Raw genomic sequence first — 19,148 nt, forward strand, 5'->3', positions numbered from 1 at the left:
CGCCGCTGGCGCCCGGCTATTGCGCCGCCGACACCGTCACCGCGACGTCGAGTTCCTCCTCGCCCTCGCCGAGCCGCGATCCCGCCACCGGCGCCGCGCCCGAGGCGTCGAGCGCCGCGGCGACCCGCACGCTTTCCTCCTGCGGCGAGCGTCCGGTGAACGGGTCGAAGCCGACCCAGCCGAGCCCGTCGACATGCGCCTCCGCCCAGCCGTGCGGCGTCGGCCGCAGCGACCCCTCGACCACGCTATAGCCCGACACGTAGCGCGCGGGCAGGCTGAGCGATCGCGCCGCCACGGTGAAGATCTGGGCGAGGTCGCGCGAGGTCGCCGCCGGCCGCGCGAACGCCGCCGCGGCGCTCAGCCCCGGCTCCGGCCGCGTGCGATCGACCGCGAAGCGCGCGTTCACCGCGCGGTTGAGCGCGTGCAGCTTGCTCACCGCGCCGTCCGCCGCGCCCGTCGCCTCGGCGGCGAAGGCGGCGATCGCCGGATCGCGCGGCGTCGCCTCGGTCGCACGCAGGAACACCGCCGGCGGCAGCACCTCGTTGACGCCGCGCACGACGCCGTCGGAATGGCTGGTCAGCACCTCCCCGCGCACCGCGATCTCGATGTCGGCGATCGGTCCTTCCGCATACAGCATCGTGACCGCATTGCCGAAGCCGTCGCGCCCGCGCCGCATCTTGGCGTCGCAATCGACGTCGATCCGCCAGCGCGCCACCGTCTGGTCGTGGCTGTTCTCGGGCGTCATGCGCAGCATCTGCACCAGCCGGCTCTGCGCGGTGCTGAAGCGGTAGACGGTACGGTGATCGATCGACAGGCGCATCAGACGAACCGGAACTGGCGGCCGATCGCCTCGTGCAGCTGGCCGTTCTCGCGGATGAACGCCTGGAGATATTGGTGCAGCCCGCTGGCGATCACCTCGCCCGAGCGGGTGCGGCCGAGCCGCGCCGCGCGCATCCGCGCCATCCGGTCCGCCTCGCCATGGCTGCCGGTGCGCTCGGCGAGCAGGCCGAGGATGTCGACGGTGATCTCCGACGAGGCGACGAGGCTGCGCGGCAGCTCGCGGCTGGCGATCAGCAGGTCGATGACGTTCGCCGGCGTCAGCCCGTCCGAATAGAGCCAGCGATAGGCGGTCACCGCCGACACGGTCTGCAGGATCGTCGTCCACTGGTCGCGATCGACGACGCCGCCGACCGTCTCGCCCTCGGGCAGCAGGATATGATATTTGACGTCGAGCAGCCGTGCGCTGTTGTCGGCACGCTCCACCGCCTGCCCCAGCCGGATGAACCAGTGCGACTGGTTGCGCAGCATCTGGTGGACCGCGCCCTCGAAGCCGCGCGTCTCGTTCTTCACCGCCTCGACCAGGCTCAGCGTCGCCTGCGTCTCGCCGATCCGGTGGCGGTTCTCGAACACCAGCCACGCGCGGTTGATCGCGGTCCACGCCTCGCGGCTCAGCGCGGTACGCACCGCCTTGGCGTTGTTGCGCGCGCGGTCGAGGCAGCGGATCACCGAGCCGCCATGGCTGGTGTCGAGCGTCAGGAACCGCACCACGTCGCTCTGCGTCAGCTCGCCGCCATAAGCGGCGAAATCGGCCTCGGTATCGGTGACGGCGAGCGCGGACGACCACGCCACCTCCCCCGCCGGCCGCGACGACATCACGTCGAGCCGCACCGTCGCCTCGATCAGCCGCGCGAAGAAATCGGCGCGCTCGATATACCGGCCTAGCCAGTAGAGCGACGACGCCGTCCGCGAGAGCATCATGCCCGGAACCCCTGCGACTGCGTCATCCCGCCCATCGATTGCGTCTGCCGCTGGCCATCCGCCATCAGCACGAAACTGTCCTTCGTGCCGCCGCCCTGGCTCGAATTCACCACCAGCGAGCCTTCCTTGAGCGCCACCCGCGTCAGCCCGCCCGGCACCACCTGCACGCCCTTCGATCCGCTCAACACGAACGGGCGGAAGTCGACGTGGCGCGGGCTGAGCCCGCTGTCCGCCAGCGTCGGCACCGTCGACAGCGCCAGCGTCGGCTGCGCGATATAGCGGTGCGGTTCGGCGATCAGCGCGGCACGGAACGCCTCGATCTCGCCGCGCGATGCGGTCGGCCCGACCAGCATGCCATAGCCGCCCGACCCGTCGACCAGCTTCACCACCACCTCATCGAGATGGTCGAGCACATATTGCAGCGCCTGCGGCTCGCGGCAGCGCCACGTCTCGACATTGGGCAGCTTGGCCTCGCCGCCCGAATAGAAGCGGACGATCTCCGGCATATAGCTGTAGATCGCCTTGTCGTCGGCGATGCCGTTGCCGGGCGCGTTGATGATCGCGACGTTGCCCGCCGCATAGGCCGCGATCAGCCCCGGCACGCCGAGCATCGAATCGGCGCGGAAGACCAGGGGATCGAGATAATCGTCGTCGACCCGGCGATAGATCACGTCGACACGCACCCGCCCGGCGATCGTGCGCATCCACACGATATCGTCGTCGACCACCAGATCGGCCGCCTCGACCAGCTCGATCCCCATCGAATCGGCGAGGAAGCTGTGTTCGTAATAAGCCGAATTATAATGGCCCGGCGTCAGCACCACACAAACCGGCCCCGACGAGCCGCCGCGCGGTGCGACCGACTTCATCGTCTCGAGCAACCGGTCGGGATAGCTGTCGACCGGCTCGACGCGATATTCGCGGAACAGCTCGGGGCACAGTCGCACCATCGCCTCGCGGTTTTCGAGCATGTAGCTCACCCCCGACGGCGTGCGCGCATTGTCCTCGAGCACGTAGAATTCGTCCGGTCCGGTGCGCACCAGATCGATGCCGCAGATATGCGCCCAGATGCCGTGCGGCGGCCGCATACCGGCGATTTCGGGGCGGAATTGCGGATTGCCGAGGATCAGATCCTCGGGCAGCACGCCCTCCTTGAGGATGCGCCGCTCGCCATAGATGTCGTCGAGGAAGGCGTTGATCGCCTCGACCCGCTGTACCAGCCCTTCGGAAAGCCGCGACCATTCGTCGGCCAGGAAGACGCGCGGCACGATGTCGAACGGAATGATCCGTTCGCGCGTGTCGGTGTCGCCATAGACCGCGAAGGTGATGCCGAGCTGGCGGAAGGTATTCTCCGCCGCCTCCTGCCGCCGGCGCAGCTCGTCGTCGGGCGTATCCTGCAGCCACTGCCCCAAAGCAGCCAGTGCGGAACGCGGCGGCGTGTCGCCGTCCATCCCCATGATCTCATCGAACGCCGGTCGTTTCCCCATCGGAACGGTAAAGCCCTCCATGTGATGCAAGTTCCATGCTGCGGGGAATCGCCGCGCCGCACAAGAGGCGTTAGGACGGAATTAACTCTCTAAATTCCTCCCCCGCCAGGGGGAGGGGGACCGTTCGGCGCAGCCGAATGGTGGAGGGGGAGGAAAGGGTGGGAGCCTAGATACCGGGGCTCCCACCCTTTCCTCCCCCTCCGTCACGCCTTCGGCGCGCCACCTCCCCCTTGCGGGGGAGGATTCATGTTACTTCAGCGCCGCCAGCATCCCCGGCGTCAGCACCTGCGGCAGGACGCGGGGTTCCGCCGCACCCGGCGCGTAATAGAGATACAGCGGCACGCCGGCGCGATTATGCGCCTGGATGAACCGCCCCAGCGCCGGATCGCCATCGGTCCAGTCGCCGACCAGTACCGCGACCTTGTTCCTCGCGAACGCCGCGCGCGTCGCCGCGGTGTCGATCGAGGACGCTTCGTTGACCTTGCACGACAGGCACCAGTCGGCGGTGAAATAGGCGAACACCGGCCGCCCCTCCTTGCGCAACGCCGCGAGCCGCGTCTCGCTGAACGCATCGCCGCCGACCGCCGCGGGCTTCGCCGCGCCGCCGGTCAGCGCCGCCGCCAGCCCCGCCGGCGCCACCAGGGCCGCCAGCGCCAGCGCCCAGCCGAAGCCATGACCGCGCTTCTGCCGCCGCCCGCCGAGGCTCAGCACCACACCGGTGACGACCATCGTCGCGATGCCGATCGCCAGCCCCGTTGCCCCCGCCTGCCGCCACGCCAGCCACAGCAGCGCCAGCACGGTGAGCGCCATCGGCACCGCCAGCACGCGCCGGAACCGCTCCATCCACAACCCCGGCCGCGGCAGCCGCCGCCGCAGCGCCGGGACGAAGCCGATCGCGAGGAACGGCAGCGCCAGCCCCAGACCCAGCCCTGCGAACACCGCGAGCGCCGCCGGCCACGGCAGCACCAGCGCCGCGCCCAGCGCCGCACCCATGAACGGACCCGAACACGGTGTCGCCACGAACGCCGCCAGCGCCCCCGTCGCCACCGACCCCGCCGCTCCGCCATGCGACGCGAATTGCGGCACCGGCATCTCGAACCGTCCGGCGAGGTTGAGCGTGATCGCGAAGGTCAGCGCGATCAGCAGCACGACGATCCGCGGGTCCTGCAACTGGAACGCCCAGCCGACCACCGACCCGCCGGCGCGCAACCCGAGGATCAACCCGCCGAGCGCGACGCACATCAGCACCGCACCCAGCATATAGCCGAGCGCATCGATCCGCGCCGCCCGCTCGTCCTCGCCGCCACGCGCCAGATGCAGCGCCTTGAGGCTGAGGATCGGGAACACGCAGGGCATGACGTTGAGGATCAGCCCGCCGAGCACCGCGCCCGCGAAGGCGAGCAGCGCCGCCGCCCAGCCGCTGCGGTCGCTCGCCTGCGCCACCGTCCCGGCATCGGCGTGGATGCTGAGGCCAAGGTCCGGGCCGATGCGCAGCACGCCGGCGATCCGCCCCTTTGGCGCGCCCTCGGTGGCGATCAGCAGCCGGTCGCCGTCGCGCGTCACCGTCTGCGGCGCGGCATATTTCACCATGTCCGGCCCGAACGGGAAGAAAGCGGCATTCTCCACCTTCGCCGCCGCCGGCAACGGCACCGCGATGACGAGCTTGCCGTCCTTGAGCTGATACGTCCCCGCCGCGTCGAGCGGCTTAGGGATCGCGCTGCGCCAGCGGTCGAAATCCGCGCCGTGTGACGGCGCGCCGTCGCCGACCGTCAGGTCGAGGGCGAGCTCCTGCTCCTCGGGCACGCAGATCGCATTGGTGCAGACGAGATAGTTGATCGCCAGTTTCACCGGCAGCGCCGTGCCCCGGGCGAGCCCCGCCGGTACCCGCAACGTCACCAGCGGCGCATAAGGCGCCTCGTAGACGTAGTTCATCAGCCCGGCGATCAGCAGCGTCGTCGGCACCGGCCATTGCGGCTCGCCGTCGATCGCCGCGCCCTTCGGCAGGTCCCAGGCGAACGACGGCGCGAAGCCGGCATCGCCGGGATTGCGCCAATAGCCGTGCCAGCCCGGCGCCGGCCGCGTGTCGATCGCCAGCGTCACCGGCGCACCGGCCCGCGGCGTATCGCTCTCCGCGACCAGCCGCATGCCGAGATGCTTCGGCCCGCCCGCCGGCGCGAGGTCCGCCTGCGCGTGATTTGCCCACAGCATCGCCGTCAGCGTCATCAGCGCGCAACACAGCACGCGCATCGCTCCATCGGCGGCGCGCCGCCCGACCCTAGTTGCCCGATCCATCGCCCACCGCCATAGCGGTGTCGGCCCCGTAAAACGAGTGTTCCCGATGAAAGCGCTGATCGCCGCCGCCCTGCTCGCCTCCGCCGCAGCCGCAGCCCCCGCCGCCGCCCAGCAGGCCCCCGCCCCCGCGCCGCCAGCACCCGCTCCGGCGACCACCCCGGCACCGGCGCCGACCACGCCGCCGCGGCTGATCGTCGCGATCTCGGTCGACCAGTTTTCCGCCGATCTGTTTCAGCAATATCGCAACCATTTCACCGGCGGCTTCGCGCGCCTGCTGACCGGCGCGGTCTTCCCCTCGGGCTATCAGAGCCATGCCGCGACCGAGACCTGCCCGGGCCATTCGACGATCCTCACCGGCATGCGCCCGACGCACACCGGCATCGTCGCGAACAACTGGATCGACCAGTCGATCGCCCGGCCGGACAAGACCGTCTATTGCACCGAGGACGAAACCGTCGCCGGCACCGATCACAACAATTACGTCGTCAGCGACAAGCATCTCAAGGTGCCGACGCTCGGCGAGATGATGAAGGCGGCGCGCCCCGCCACCCGCGTCGTCTCGGTCGCGGGCAAGGATCGCGCCGCGGTGATGATGGGCGGCCACAAGGTCGACGAACTCTGGTGGTGGGACGGCAAGACCTATGCGACCTACGCCGGCCGGGCCGTGCCGCGCGCGGTGCAGCGCGGTCGCGACGCGGTCGCCGCGCTGATCGCCAAGCCGCAGGAGGCGCTGCCGCTCCCCGCCTTCTGCCAGCCGCTCAACCGGCCGATCACCGTCGCCGGCACCGTCTACGGCCAGGGCCGGTTCGAGCGCGCCGCGGGCGACCTCAAGGCGTTCCGCGCCTCGCCCGCCAGCGACGCCGCGGTCTTCGCGATCGCCGCCGGCCTGATCCAGGACATGAAGCTGGGCCAGGGCCAGACCACCGACATCATCGACATCGGCGCCTCCGCGACCGACTACATCGGCCATTCGCTCGGCACGCAGGGTACCGAGATGTGCATCCAGATGGACCAGCTCGACCAGACGCTCGCGAGCTTCTTCGCCGCGCTCGACAGCTGGAACCTCGATTACGAGGTGGTGCTGACCGCCGACCACGGCGCGCACGACATGACCGAGCGGCAGCAGCAGCATGCGATGCCGATGGACGCGCACGTCTCCGCCGACGCCTCGATCAAGGCGGTCGACGCCGCGGTATCGGCGGCGCTCGGCCTCAAGGGGCCGGTGCTGGTCGGCGCCGAGGGCGACGTCTATCTCGCCAAGAGCCTGTCGCCCGCCAACCGCGCCCGCGTGCTGGCGGAGGCGCAGAAGCGCTTCGCCGCGCAGCCGCAGGTCGCCGCCGCCTTCACCAAGGCGCAGATCGCCGCCCAGCCGCTCGCCACCACGCCGCCGGAGACGTGGACGCTGCTCGAACGCGCCCGCGCCTCGTTCGACCCGCAGGTGTCGGGCGACCTGCTCGTCCTGCTCAAGCCGCGCATCACCACGATCGAATCGCCCGGCCCCGGCTATGTCGAGACGCACGGCTCCCCCTGGGACTATGACCGCCGCGTCCCGATCCTGTTCTGGCGCCGGACCATGCCCGGCTTCGAACAACCGCTGTCGGTCGAAACCGTCGACATCGCCCCGACGCTGGCAGCGACGATCGGCCTGCCGGTCAAGGGCCTCGACGGCCGCTGCCTCGACCTCGACCCCGGCGCAGGAGACACCTGCGCGCGGTGAGCCGCACCCGGAGACTGCGGTGGAAGCCCCGCGAAACACCGATGTATCCCGGCGAAGGCCGGAGCCCAGTTGGGAAAGCCGCTGTGAGGTATCAAAGACCTCCGCCCACCTGGGCCCCGGCCTCCGCCGGGGTACGCTAAGTGCCGGGCAGACCGACATTCGCGACCTAAAGAGGATCACGCCACCTTCCAGGCCGCCCCCAACCGTTCGCCCTGAGCCTGTCGAAGGGCAGGTGAGTCCCACCCCCACCTCGTCACGCCCCACCCAATCGACGGCCGAAAACGCACCCGCCATCGACAATCCATGGCCCCCGCAGCCGAACGCCGTAAAACCCCGCCATGCTCCTCGCTCTCGCCGCCTCGCTCACCGTCACCGCCACGCCAATCCTGCGCAGCGAGTTCATCGATCCCGCGCCGCCCTATCCACAGGCGCACGCCTCGACATTGGTCGCGCTTCCGGATGGCGGGATCGCCGCGGCCTGGTTCGGCGGCAGCGGCGAGAGCCGGCCCGACGTCACCATCTGGTTCGCCCGCCACGACCGGTCCGGCTGGCACAAGCCGGTCAGCGTCGCCGACGGCCGCACCGCCGACGGCCGGCGCTTCCCGACTTGGAACCCGGTGCTGTTCCAGCCCGCGGGCCAGCCGCTTTACCTGTTCTACAAGGTCGGGCCGAACCCGCGCGAATGGTGGGGGATGGTGATCGTCTCCACCGACGGCGGCCGGCATTGGAGCGCGCCGCGCCGCCTGCCCGACGGCACGCTAGGCCCGATCAAGAACAAGCCGGTGGTGACGCCCGGGGGCGCCTGGCTCGCCCCGTCCAGCCGCGAGGAGGGCACGCCCGAACACAATCGCTGGTTCATCCGCATGGAGCGCTCCGCCGATGCCGGACGGACGTGGCAGGTCGAACCCGCCATCCCCTCGCCGATGGGGATCGAGGCGATCCAGCCGAGCGTCCTTACCTTTCCCGATCGTCGCCTCGAACTCGTCGCGCGCACGCGGCAGGGAGCACTGGCGATGAGCTGGTCGCGCGACGACGGCCGCAGCTGGTCGCCGCTCGCCGCGATCGACCTGCCCAATCCCAATGCCGGCACCGATGCGGTGACGCTCGCCGACGGCCGGCAGCTGATCGTCTACAACCACAGCGCGCATTGGCCCGACCGGCCCGGCGACGGCCCGCGCTATCCGCTCGACGTCGCCCTCTCCGACGACGGCATCCGCTGGCATCACGTGCTGACGCTGGAAAGCAAACCGCGCCCCGACGGCTATGCCTATCCCGCGGTCATCCAGACCCGAGACGGTCTGGTCCACGTCAGCTACACCTGGAACCGCACCCGCATCCGCCATGTCGTGATCGATCCGCGGCGGCTGCCCCGTACCGATTGAACGCCGCCGCAGGCCGATCGTTGAGCCGGCATGGAACCCCCAGCCCTCCCACATCGCCCCGCCGTCCAGCGCGCCGCGATCGCGCTCCGCATCGGCAAGCGCAGCCGGCTGCGCGCCGAGCTGACGATGACGCCGGGCGGCTTGCTGTCGGTCGGCGCGCTGGTGTCGTCGATCCTGCTCTCGACCGCGGTGATCGTCCGCGCCGCGCGCTGCGACCGCTAGGGCGGATCGACGTTCAGTCCAATTCCTCCCCCGCCAGGGGGAGGTGGCGCGGCGAAGCCGTGACGGAGGGGGAGGTAGGTGACACGTCTGTTCCGTGTCCTCCCCCTCCGTCATGCCTTCGGCCTGCCACCTCCCCCTGGCGGGGGAGGAATTTCAGTAGCTACCGATCCCCCCGACGCTCACCGCGTCTCGAACATCCGTATTCCCGGCCCCAGCCGGTTCGCGCCCACCGCCAGCCGCTCGTGGCTGAGGTCGGCGACGAACGCCGGATTGCCCGGTGCGCCCGGCGCCAGCCGCGCGTCATTGTCCTCGATGCGCAGCCCTGCCGACGGATAGGTCTTCGCCTCCGCCGCCACCACGATCAGCCCGCTGCTATTCTCCTTGCCGCGCCCCTGGACGAAGCCGTTGCGCGCGATCAGCCCGCGCGCGCCCTCGGGCAGGTCGATCATGTAATTGGTCTTCCGCCCGGCGGTATCGTCGAAGCTGTTGTCGGTGATGACGACGTTGGGCACGCGCAGCTTGACGTAATGGCCGCCGGTGCCGCGTTCGAAGCGCGAGCGGGTGATCGTCACCTGCCCGCGATTGGCGAGATAGATCGCATGCGAGCAATTGACCGCCTCGTCGCACTGGCCGAGCCCCGCGAAGGTCGAACGGTCGATGCTGATCCGCTGCCCCGTCGGCTCGCCGCCCAAAATGCCCTCCTGACTGTCGAGGAACATCGCGTTGGTGACGGTCAGGTCGCCCATCTCGGTACGGATGCCCGCGCCATTGCCGTCGGCCACGCGATAGCCGCGGAACACCAGCCCATCGACCACCGATCCCTGCCCGCGCAGCACCAGCGCCGCTTTGTCCTCGCACGTCTCCTTCTCGAAGATCGCGGTGCCCGGCGTCACCGCCTGGAAGGTGATGCGGCCGCCCTGCTGCACCGCGCATTGCCGGTAGACGCCGGGGGCGATGCGGATCGTTGCGGTCCCCATCCGCACCGACGACACCGCCGCCTGCAGATCGTCGAAGCCCTGCCCGGTCTCGGCGATGGTGAACGGCTTGCCCGATTGGGCGGAGGCCGGGGCGGCGAGCAGCGCGAGCGCGAGGATCATGCGGGTCATCGCCGCATCCTATCGCCTGAAGCGCGCCGCCGCCGCTGCGATCCGCACGCCCGCCTGTCCCGGAATGACCCGCGACTTCGCAATGATTGCGGTCCCAACCTTGGATCGGCTATCGCCGCCGTAACGATAAGGCGATCGGGGGATCGCCGCGGGAGGATGAAATGCACGCCATGTCACCGACGGAGGTCTTCCTCCTCGCGATCCTCATCATCTTCACTTTGCCGTGGCTGGTCTGGCGGGTCGGGCGCACCGATTATTGGGCACCGTTGGTCGTCGTGCAGATCATCGGCGGCATCCTGCTCGGGCCGGGCGTGCTCGGCGCGCTCTTCCCGGACTATTACGCCTTCGTGTTCACCGCGCCGACGATGGGCGCGCTGAACGGCATCGCCTGGTGGTCGGTGATGCTGTTCGTCTGGGTCGCGGGGCTCGAACTCGACCTCGGCGAGGCGTGGCGACGGCGGCGCGAGACCGGGGTCACCGCCGGCCTCGCGCTCGGCGTGCCGCTGGTCGCGGGCAGCGTCGCGGCGCTGATCATGCTCCGCTATCCCGGCTGGCGCGGCGTGGCGGGCGCCGAATGGCAGGTGGTGCTCGGCATCGGCATGGCCTGCGCGGTCACCGCCTTGCCGATCCTCGTGCTGCTGATGGAGAAGCTCGACGTCCTGCGCGCGCCGCTCGGCCAGCGCGTGCTGCGCTACGCCAGCCTCGACGATATCGCGATCTGGGGCGTGCTCGCGCTGATCCTGCTCGATTGGGAGCGGGTCGGGCGGCAGGGCGGCTTCCTCGTCGGCTTCGCGCTCGCCACCTGGGCGATCCGCAAGCTGCTGCGCACGCTCGGCGAGAACGACCGCTGGTACGTCGGGCTGATCTGGCTGGCGTTGTGCGGCTTCGCGGCGGACTGGGCGGGGCTGCACTTCATGGTCGGCGCCTTCCTGGCGGGCGCGGTGCTCGATGCGCATTGGTTCGGCGAGGCGCGGATGGACCGCTTCCGCCAGACCATCCTGCTCGCGGTGATGCCGGTCTATTTTCTCTCGACCGGGCTCAAGACGCAATGGGGCATGGGCGGTTCGGCGGTGTTCGCCGCCGCCGCGCTGCTGCTCGCCGCCTCGGTCGGCGGCAAGCTCGCCGGCATCCATCTCGCCGGCCGCATCCTCAAATGGCCGAAAGGCGACGCCCGCGCGATCGGCTGGCTGCTCCAGACCAAGGCGCTGATCATGATCATCTTCGTCAACATCCTGTTGGACAAGAAGATCATCACCAACGAGACGTTCACCGCGCTGCTGCTGATGGCGGTGGCGAGCACGATGATGACGATCCCGATCGTCGCCCCGATGCTCAAGCGCGATCCGGCGCTGAAGACGCGCGGGTTCTGAGACGGGATCGACGTTCAGCTTGTGGACTATAGTAAGTCCTCCCCCGCCAGGGGGAGGTGGCGCGGCGAAGCCGTGACGGAGGGGGAGGACACGGAACCGACGTTTCGCTTTCCTCCCCCTTCGTCATGCCTGCGGCATGCCACCTCCCCCTGGCGGGGGAGGAATTTGACTACGACGATGGTTATCGATTCCGCCTAACGGGAGGAGAGTCGCCCTTTAGTCGAGGTTCGGCCGCAACCAGCGCTCCGCCTGCGCGATATCCACGCCGCGCCGCGCGGCATAATCGGCCACCTGATCCTGCCCGATCCGCGCGACGCCGAAATATTCCGACTGCGCATGGCCGAAGTAGAAGCCGCTCACCGCCGCGGTCGGCAGCATCGCGAAGCTCTCGGTCAGCTCCAGCCCGGCATTGCCCTCGACGTCGAGCATGTCGAACAGCATCCGCTTGAGGCTGTGCTCGGGGCAGGCGGGATAGCCCGGCGCCGGCCGGATGCCGCGATATTGCTCGCGCACCAGCGCCTCGTTGGTGAGCTGCTCGTCCGGCGCATAGCCCCACAGGTCGCGGCGGACATGCGCGTGCAGCGCCTCGGCGAACGCCTCCGCGAGGCGATCCGCCAGCGCCTTCAGCAGGATGTCGTTGTAATCGTCGTGGTCCGCCTTGAAGCGCGCGATATGCGCGTCGATGCCGTGGATGCCGACCGCGAAGCCGCCCATCCAGTCGCCCGCCGGATCGATGAAATCGGCGAGGCACATATTGGCCCGCCCCTCGCGCTTGGCGATCTGCTGGCGCAGGAACGGCAGCCGCACGCTCGCCTCGTGCGTGCGATCGAGATTGGGGATGTGGAAGCCTTCGGGAATGCTCGCGCCGTCGGGGCTGCGATGCGACTCGCGATGCTCGGTATGGACCCAGACGTCGTCGTCGTGGCGATGGCAGGCCCACAGCCCGGCGACGCCCTTCGCGGTCAGCCATTTCTCCGCGATGATCGTATCGAGCATCGCCTGCGCGTCCTCGTAAAGGCCGGTCGCGCTGGTGCCGACCACCTCGTCGGTGAGGATCGCCGGGAAATTGCCGGCCAATTCCCACGCGCGGAAGAACGGCGTCCAGTCGATATACTGGCGCAGGCCGGCAAGGTCCCAATCGTCGAACACGTGGATGCCCGGTTTGGCGACCGGCGGCGCCTTCAGCGCCATGTCCGCGGCGAAGCCACGCTTGCGCGCCTCGGCGAGCGGCAGCAGGTCGTTCTGCCCCTTGCTCGCCCGCGCCACCCGTACCTTCTCGTAATCCTCGGCGACGCTCGCGACATAGGCGTCGCGCTGCGTGTCCGACACCAAAGTGGTCGCGACGCCGACCGCGCGGCTGGCGTCGAGCACATGGACGATCGGCCCGTCATAGGCGGGCGAGATGCGCAGCGCGGTATGCACCTTCGACGTCGTCGCGCCGCCGATCAGCAGCGGCATCGTCATGCCGGCGCGCTTCATCTCCTCGGCGACGGTCACCATCTCGTCGAGGCTCGGGGTGATGAGGCCCGACAGGCCGATCATGTCGGCGTCGTTCTCGTTCGCCGCCGCGATGATCTTCGTCCACGGTACCATCACGCCGAGATCGACCACGTCGAAGCCGTTGCACTGGAGCACGACGCCGACGATATTCTTGCCGATATCATGGACGTCGCCCTTCACCGTCGCCATGACGATCTTGCCCTTGCCCTTGGCGCCGGGCTCCTTGGCGGCCTCGATGAACGGCAGCAGATGCGCCACCGCCTTCTTCATCACCCGCGCGCTCTTGACCACCTGCGGCAGGAACATCTTGCCCGATCCGAACAGGTCGCCGACGACGTTCATCCCGTCCATCAGCGGTCCCTCGATCACCTCGATCGGGCGCGCGAATTGCTGGCGGCATTCCTCGGTATCGTCGACGACATGCGCGTCGATGCCCTTGACCAGCGCATATTCCAGCCGCTTGGTGACGGGGAGCGAGCGCCATTCCGCCGCCGCTTTCTCCGCCACCGCATCGGTGCCGCGATACCGTTCCGCCAGCGCGACCAGCCGGTCGCCCGCCTCGGGATCGCGGTTGAGGATGACGTCCTCGCAGGCGGTGCGCAGTTCCGGATCGATCGTGTCGTAGACGTCGAGCTGGCCGGCGTTGACGATCGCCATGTCCATCCCCGCGGGGATCGCATGATAGAGGAAGATCGAGTGCATCGCGCGCCGCACCGGCTCGTTGCCGCGGAAGCTGAACGACAGGTTCGACAGGCCGCCCGAGATATGGACGTGCGGGCAGCGCGCCTTGATCTCGCGGCACGCCTCGATGAAGTCGACGCCGTAATTGTTATGCTCCTCGATCCCCGTCGCGACCGCGAAGACGTTGGGATCGAAGATGATATCCTCGGGCGGAAAGCCGATCCCCATCAACAGCTCATAGGCGCGCGAGCAGATCTCGACCTTGCGCGCCTTGGTATCCGCCTGGCCGACCTCGTCGAACGCCATGACGACGACGGCCGCGCCATAGGCCATGCACTTGCGCGCATAATGCAGGAACGCCTCCTCGCCTTCCTTCATGCTGATCGAATTGACGATCGGCTTGCCGGAGACGCATTTCAGCCCCGCCTCGATCACGTCCCACTTGGACGAATCGACCATCACCGGGATGCGCGCAATATCGGGTTCGGCCTGGATCAGCTTGAGGAAGGTCGTCATCGCCTCGTGCGCGTCGAGCAGGCCCTCGTCCATGTTGACGTCGAGCACCTGCGCGCCCGCCTCGACCTGCTGCAGCGCCACCGCGACCGCGGCGGGGTAATCGCCGGCCATCACCAGCTTCTTGAAGCGCGCCGAGCCGGTGACGTTGGTGCGCTCGCCGATATTGACGAACTGGGCGGAGGAAATGGTCATCGGTTTCTCTCAATTCCTCCCCGGCACGGGGAGGGGGACCGCTCGGCGTAGCCGAGGGGTGGAGGGGGCTCTCCACCAGCGCTGTCGTTCGTGGAGAGCCCCCTCCACCAGCCTGCGGCTGGTCCCCCTCCCCGTTCCGGGGAGGAGCTTTTTATGCCGCCATCGTGAACGGCTCGAGTCCCGCCAGCCGCGTCCGCACCGGCGCCACCGGCACCGGCCGCGGCGTCACGCCCTGCGCCATCTCGGCGATCGCCGCGATATGCGCCGGCGTCGAACCGCAGCAGCCGCCGAGCACGTTGACCTGCCCCGCCTTCGCCCATTCGCCGACCAGCCCAGCGGTGGTCGCCGGCTGTTCGTCATAGGCGCCCAGTTCGTTGGGCAGGCCGGCATTGGGATAGACCATGATCAGCGTGTCGCAGATCTCGCTCAGCGTCTTCACGTGCGGCCGCAATTGCTCCGCGCCGAACGAGCAATTGAGCCCGATCGTCAGCGGCCGCGCGTGGCGCACCGCATGCCAGAACGCCTCGACGGTATGGCCCGACAGATTGCGTCCCGACAGGTCGGTCAGCGTCATCGACATCATGATCGGCAGGTCGCGCCCCAGCGCGTCGCCCGCCTCCAGCGCCGCCATGATCCCCGCCTTGGCGTTGAGCGTGTCGAACACCGTCTCGATCAGGACGAAGTCGGCGCCGCCCTCGACCAGGGCATCGATCTGCTCGCGATACACGTCCTTCAGATAGTCGAAGTCGATCTCGCGATAGCCGGGATCGTTGACGTCGGGGGACAGCGACAGCGTCTTGTTGGTCGGCCCGATCGCCCCGGCGACGAAGCGCGGGCGCCCATCCTTCGCCTGGAATTCATCGGCGACCCGCCGCGCCATCCTCGCGCTCTCGACGTTGATCTCGCGGACCAGATGCTCGGCGCCGTAATCGGCCTGGCTGATCCGGTTGGCGGAGAAGGTGTTGGTCTCGGCGATATCCGCCCCCGCCGCGAAATAGGCGCGGTGGATCGACTCCGGCACCTCCGGCTTGGTCAGCGCGAGGATGTCGTTGTTGCCCTTCTGGTCGTGGGTGAGCCCGAGCGTGCCGGCATAATCCGCCTCGGACAGCTTCCAATTCTGGATCTCGGTCCCGAACGCCCCGTCGGTGATCAGGATACGCTTGGCGGCTTCGCCGAGGAATGTGTCGCGTATGGTCATGTCACTTCCAATTCCTCCCCGGCACGGGGAGGGGGACCGCTCGGCGATAGCCGAGGGGTGGAGGGGGCTCTCCACAAACGGTGTCGCCGGTGGAGAGCCCCCTCCACCAGCCTGCGGCTGGTCCCCCTCCCCGTGCCGGGAAGGAATTTGCTAGGCGGCCGCCACGTTCGCCACCGGCTTCGATCGCACCCCCAGCAGGTGGCAGATCGCAAACGCCAGTTCCGCCCGGTTGAGCGTATAGAAATGCAGCGACTTCACCCCGCCGGCGTACAATTTGCGGCTGAGCTCCGCCGCCAGCGTCGCCGCGATCAACTGCCGCGAAGCCGGATGATCCTCCAGCCCGTCGAACAGCCGCGCCATCCACGCCGGCACCTCGGTGCCGCACATCTTGCTCATCCGCACGACGCTGGCGAAATTGGTCACCGGCATGATCCCCGGCACGATCTCGGCATCGATCCCTGCCGCCGCCACCTGGTCGCGATAGCGGAAGAAGGTTTCTGGTTCGTGGAAGAATTGCGTGATCGCGCGGGTCGCGCCGGCGTCGAACTTCGCCTTCAGATTGTCGATATCCGCCGCCATGTCGGGCGAATCCGGGTGGCGCTCGGGATAGGCCGCCACCGAAATCTCGAACGGGTGCAGCCGCTTGAGCCCTGCGACCAAGGCCGCCGCATTCTCATAGCCGCCCGGATGGCTGGCGAATTTGGCACCGGCCGCGGGCGGATCGCCACGCAGCGCGACGATGTGGCGCACGCCCGCCGCCCAATATTCCTCTGCGACAGAATCGATCTCCGCCTTGGTCGCCTCGACGCAGGTCAGATGCGCCGCCGCCGCGAGGCTCGTCTCGCGCTGGATGCGCGCCACCGTCGCGTGCGTCCGCTCGCGCGTCGAGCCGCCCGCGCCATAGGTCACCGACACGAAGCTCGGGCCGAGCGGCTCCAGCGTCCGCACCGCGTCCCAAAGCTGCTCCTCCATCTTCTCGTTCTTCGGCGGGAAGAATTCGAACGAAACGTCGATATCCCCCGCCACGTCCGCATACAGCGGCGCTTTCAGCGCGATCTGCGCCTCTTCGAGCTGGTTCACCGAAATCGTCATGCCGCCCCAACCTTTTTCCCGACCTTCGTCATAGGCACCTCACGCAGGCTCGCACCCGATTTGCGTCCGAGCCACAATGTCACCGTCAGTTCGCCGCCCTTCAGCGTCTCGGTCCGTGCGAGCGCGAGCCCGGCATTGCCGAACCAGCCCGCGATCTGGTCGTCGGCGAAGCCCAGCCGGGTATGCGCGTCGCGCGTCCGCAAATCCTCGCGATCGTGCGGCGCGAAGTCGACGATCAGCAACCGCCCGCCCTGCCCCAGCACGCGCGCCGCCTCGGCGATCGCCGCGCCGGGCTGCTGCGCGAAATGCAGCACGTGGTGCAGGATCGCGACATCCGCCGCGCCGTCCGCCATCGGCAGCGCGTACAGGTCCGCCTGGCGCAGCTCGGTATTGGCACGGTCGTGCAATTTGGCACGCGCCAGCCGCAGCATCTCAGACGACCGGTCGATGCCGAGCGCGCTCTCCGCCTGGTCGCCAAACAATTCGAGCATCCGCCCGGTACCGGTGCCGATGTCGATCAGGCTGCCGAGCGGGCCATCGCCCAGCACCTGCGCCATCGCCGCCTCGACCTCGCTCTCGGCGATATGGAGCGAGCGGATCGCATCCCATTCGTCGGCATGGCCTTCGAACCATTGCGCCGCGCTCGCCGCGCGATCGGCGCGCACCGCGGCGAGCCGCGCGGCGTCGGCGACCGCCCAATGATCGGGCTCGCTCTTCTGCCACTGGTCGATCGCCACCGCGACCGGCCCGGTCGCCGCGGCGCGGCCGAGCGCGACGAACACCCAGCTGCCCTCCTTGCGGCGTTCGGCCAGGCCGGCGTCGCAGAGGATCTTGACGTGCCGGCTGACCCGCGGCTGGCTCTGCCCCAGCACCTGCGCCAGCTCGCCCACCGACAGCTCCATCGTGCGCAGCAGCGAGAAGATGCGCAGCCGCGTGGCGTCGGCTAAGGCACGGAAGATATCGAGCGCAAGGGTCATGTCGCATCAACATATAAAGATATCTTTATATGCGGTCAACGCGGACCCGAAGCGCGCGACCCGCGTTTGCGCGAGGTTAGTGAACTTACCGGGAGATTATCGATGAAGCGCCTGCTGATCCTCGCCGCCCCGCCCATGCTTCTTGGGGCAATCGGCCTCGCCGCGTGCAGCCAGAACTCGCAGAACGAGACCGCGGAAGCCGCCAACTCGATCGCCGCCGACACCGAGGCGACGACCCGCAACGCGGTCAGCGACGTCGACGCCGCCACCGACCGCGCCTTCGGTTCGGCCGAGCGCCACATCGACAATGCCGGCGACCATCTCGACAACGCCGCCGCCCATGCCGACGATCACCTCGACCGCGCCGGCGATGCGATCAGCAACGGCGCCGACCGCGCCGCCGACGCCACCGGCAACGCGCTCGAGCGGGCCGGCCGCTCGCTGAAGAACTGATGCCGCGGGGGGACGATCGCCGGCCGCGCCTGCTGGCGGCGGCCGTCCTCCCCTTGGCGCTGCTTGCCGCCTGTTCGCGCGGCGGTGGCGACGATCCCGGCGCGGTCAGCGCCGACGAAGCCGCTCAGCTCAACGACGCCGCCGCGATGCTCGACGCCAACAGCATCGACCTCGACGCCGTCACCTCCAACGACACGGACGCCCAGCCATGACCCTGCGCCGCTTAGGCTCGACCGATCTCCGCATTGCCCCGCTCGTCCTCGGCGGCAACGTCTTCGGCTGGACCGCCGACCGTGCCGCGAGCTTCGCCGTGCTCGACGCCTTCGTCGCCGGCGGCGGCACGATGATCGATACCGCCGACGTCTATTCGGCCTGGGTCGACGGCCATCAAGGCGGCGAGTCGGAGACGATGATCGGCGAATGGCTGAAGGCGAGCGGCAAGCGCGATTCGGTGCTGATCGCGACCAAGGTCGGCATGCTCCCCGGCGAAGGTGGCGAGAAGCTCGCCCCCGCCCGCATCGCCGCCGCCGCCGAAGCCTCGCTCAAGCGACTCGGCACCGACCGCATCGATCTCTATTACGCGCATCAGGACGACGATGGCGTGCCGCAGGAGGCGGTACTCGAAGCCTTCGGCAGACTGGTCGACGCCGGCAAGGTCCGCGTCATCGGCGCCTCCAACTTCCACGCCGCCCGGCTGAAGTCGGCGATCGACGCCGCCAAGGCGCACGATCTGCCGCGCTATCACGTGCTCCAGCCCGAATATAACCTCGTCAGCCGCCACAAGTTCGAGGGCGAGCTGCAGGATTATTGCGTCACCGAGAACATCGGCGTCCTGCCTTATTACGGCCTCGCCTCCGGCTTCCTCACCGGCAAATACCGCAGCAAGGACGACCTCGGCCAGAGCGTCCGCGGTGGCCGCATGACCGAGCTGCTCGACGGCAAGGGCGCCGACGTCCTCGCGGCGATGGACGGCATCGCGGAGGAAACCGGTGCGAGCCACGCGCGGATTGCCCTGGCATGGCTGATCGCGCAGCCGGGCGTCACCGCACCGATCGCCAGCGCGACCAAGGTGGCGCAATTGGAAGACCTGCTCCCGGCGATGGAACTGGAGCTCAGCAAGGATCAACTCGAACGCCTGACCAACGCCGGCGCCTGACACACTTGCGCGAACCGGGCGCCGAGCCTGTCCTACATCCGGCGGTCCT

General features: G+C 69.0%; 16 protein-coding genes. 7 read left to right on the forward strand and 9 right to left on the reverse strand.

Annotated features, from left to right (window positions below; translation table 11 throughout):
* Positions 1-16: 16 nt before the first annotated feature.
* The 4 genes from ACLBWH_RS10090 to ACLBWH_RS10105 form a co-directional block, all read right to left on the reverse strand.
* Positions 17-820, reverse strand: coding sequence for a transglutaminase family protein (locus ACLBWH_RS10090; RefSeq protein WP_447798572.1), 804 nt, complete (start codon positions 818-820; stop codon positions 17-19).
* Positions 820-1,755, reverse strand: a complete 936-nt coding sequence (locus tag ACLBWH_RS10095; RefSeq protein WP_322850275.1) for an alpha-E domain-containing protein — start codon at positions 1,753-1,755, stop codon at positions 820-822. The genes ACLBWH_RS10090 and ACLBWH_RS10095 overlap by 1 nt, the downstream gene beginning before the upstream one ends.
* Positions 1,755-3,245: a circularly permuted type 2 ATP-grasp protein gene (locus ACLBWH_RS10100; RefSeq protein WP_322850083.1), complete on the reverse strand. Its 1,491-nt coding sequence runs from the start codon at positions 3,243-3,245 to the stop codon at positions 1,755-1,757. The genes ACLBWH_RS10095 and ACLBWH_RS10100 overlap by 1 nt, the downstream gene beginning before the upstream one ends.
* A gap of 249 nt (positions 3,246-3,494) precedes the next feature.
* A complete protein-coding gene (locus ACLBWH_RS10105; RefSeq protein ID WP_447798822.1) occupies positions 3,495-5,492 on the reverse strand; it encodes a protein-disulfide reductase DsbD family protein in 1,998 nt (665 codons plus the stop codon).
* A gap of 91 nt (positions 5,493-5,583) precedes the next feature.
* Here ACLBWH_RS10105 and ACLBWH_RS10110 point away from each other — a divergent pair, with 91 nt between their 5' ends.
* The 3 genes from ACLBWH_RS10110 to ACLBWH_RS10120 all read left to right on the forward strand — a co-directional run bounded on the left by ACLBWH_RS10110 (position 5,584) and on the right by ACLBWH_RS10120 (position 8,858).
* Entirely contained in the window at positions 5,584-7,254 is a 1,671-nt protein-coding gene (locus tag ACLBWH_RS10110) for an alkaline phosphatase family protein (protein ID WP_447798574.1), read from the forward strand.
* Positions 7,255-7,592: 338 nt separating this feature from the next.
* Entirely contained in the window at positions 7,593-8,636 is a 1,044-nt protein-coding gene (locus tag ACLBWH_RS10115; protein ID WP_447798576.1) for a sialidase family protein, read from the forward strand.
* A gap of 30 nt (positions 8,637-8,666) precedes the next feature.
* Positions 8,667-8,858 carry a hypothetical protein gene (locus ACLBWH_RS10120; RefSeq protein WP_447798578.1) on the forward strand — a complete coding sequence of 64 codons (192 nt, stop codon included), beginning with the start codon at positions 8,667-8,669 and terminating at the stop codon, positions 8,856-8,858.
* A 179-nt stretch (positions 8,859-9,037) separates the two neighbouring features.
* Here the strand turns inward: ACLBWH_RS10120 and ACLBWH_RS10125 are convergent, their stop codons facing one another.
* Positions 9,038-9,964, reverse strand: coding sequence for a right-handed parallel beta-helix repeat-containing protein (locus ACLBWH_RS10125; RefSeq protein WP_322850088.1), 927 nt, complete (start codon positions 9,962-9,964; stop codon positions 9,038-9,040).
* A gap of 161 nt (positions 9,965-10,125) precedes the next feature.
* Here ACLBWH_RS10125 and ACLBWH_RS10130 point away from each other — a divergent pair, with 161 nt between their 5' ends.
* Positions 10,126-11,334, forward strand: coding sequence for a cation:proton antiporter (locus ACLBWH_RS10130; RefSeq protein ID WP_322850089.1), 1,209 nt, complete (start codon positions 10,126-10,128; stop codon positions 11,332-11,334).
* 216 nt (positions 11,335-11,550) lie between these two features.
* On the opposite strand, the gene metH is transcribed toward ACLBWH_RS10130, so the two are convergent.
* The 4 genes from metH to ACLBWH_RS10150 form a co-directional block, all read right to left on the reverse strand.
* Complete coding sequence (gene metH / locus ACLBWH_RS10135; RefSeq protein WP_447798581.1) at positions 11,551-14,223, reverse strand: methionine synthase; 2,673 nt, start codon at positions 14,221-14,223, stop codon at positions 11,551-11,553.
* Between the two features lie 151 nt (positions 14,224-14,374).
* Positions 14,375-15,421 (reverse strand): homocysteine S-methyltransferase family protein, encoded by a 1,047-nt coding sequence (locus ACLBWH_RS10140; protein ID WP_447798583.1) that lies wholly within the window; start codon positions 15,419-15,421, stop codon positions 14,375-14,377.
* 150 nt (positions 15,422-15,571) lie between these two features.
* Positions 15,572-16,513: a methylenetetrahydrofolate reductase [NAD(P)H] gene (metF, locus tag ACLBWH_RS10145; RefSeq protein WP_447798585.1), complete on the reverse strand. Its 942-nt coding sequence runs from the start codon at positions 16,511-16,513 to the stop codon at positions 15,572-15,574.
* A complete protein-coding gene (locus ACLBWH_RS10150) occupies positions 16,510-17,490 on the reverse strand; it encodes an ArsR/SmtB family transcription factor (protein WP_447798587.1) in 981 nt (326 codons plus the stop codon). The genes metF and ACLBWH_RS10150 overlap by 4 nt, the downstream gene beginning before the upstream one ends.
* A 102-nt stretch (positions 17,491-17,592) precedes the next feature.
* Between ACLBWH_RS10150 and ACLBWH_RS10155 the strand changes: the two genes are divergently transcribed.
* Genes ACLBWH_RS10155 through ACLBWH_RS10165 form a run of 3 tightly spaced genes read left to right on the forward strand, consistent with a single transcriptional unit; the run spans position 17,593 to position 19,099 of the window.
* Positions 17,593-17,943, forward strand: coding sequence for a hypothetical protein (locus ACLBWH_RS10155; protein ID WP_322850095.1), 351 nt, complete (start codon positions 17,593-17,595; stop codon positions 17,941-17,943).
* Positions 17,943-18,155 (forward strand): hypothetical protein, encoded by a 213-nt coding sequence (locus tag ACLBWH_RS10160; protein WP_322850096.1) that lies wholly within the window; start codon positions 17,943-17,945, stop codon positions 18,153-18,155. Before ACLBWH_RS10155 ends, ACLBWH_RS10160 begins: the two co-directional genes overlap by 1 nt.
* On the forward strand, positions 18,152-19,099 hold the full coding sequence (locus tag ACLBWH_RS10165) for an aldo/keto reductase (RefSeq protein ID WP_447798588.1): 948 nt from the start codon (positions 18,152-18,154) through the stop codon (positions 19,097-19,099). The genes ACLBWH_RS10160 and ACLBWH_RS10165 overlap by 4 nt, the downstream gene beginning before the upstream one ends.
* The last annotated feature ends 49 nt before the right edge of the window (positions 19,100-19,148 follow it).

It is taken from the genome of Sphingomonas sp. M6A6_1c (genome assembly GCF_053345135.1).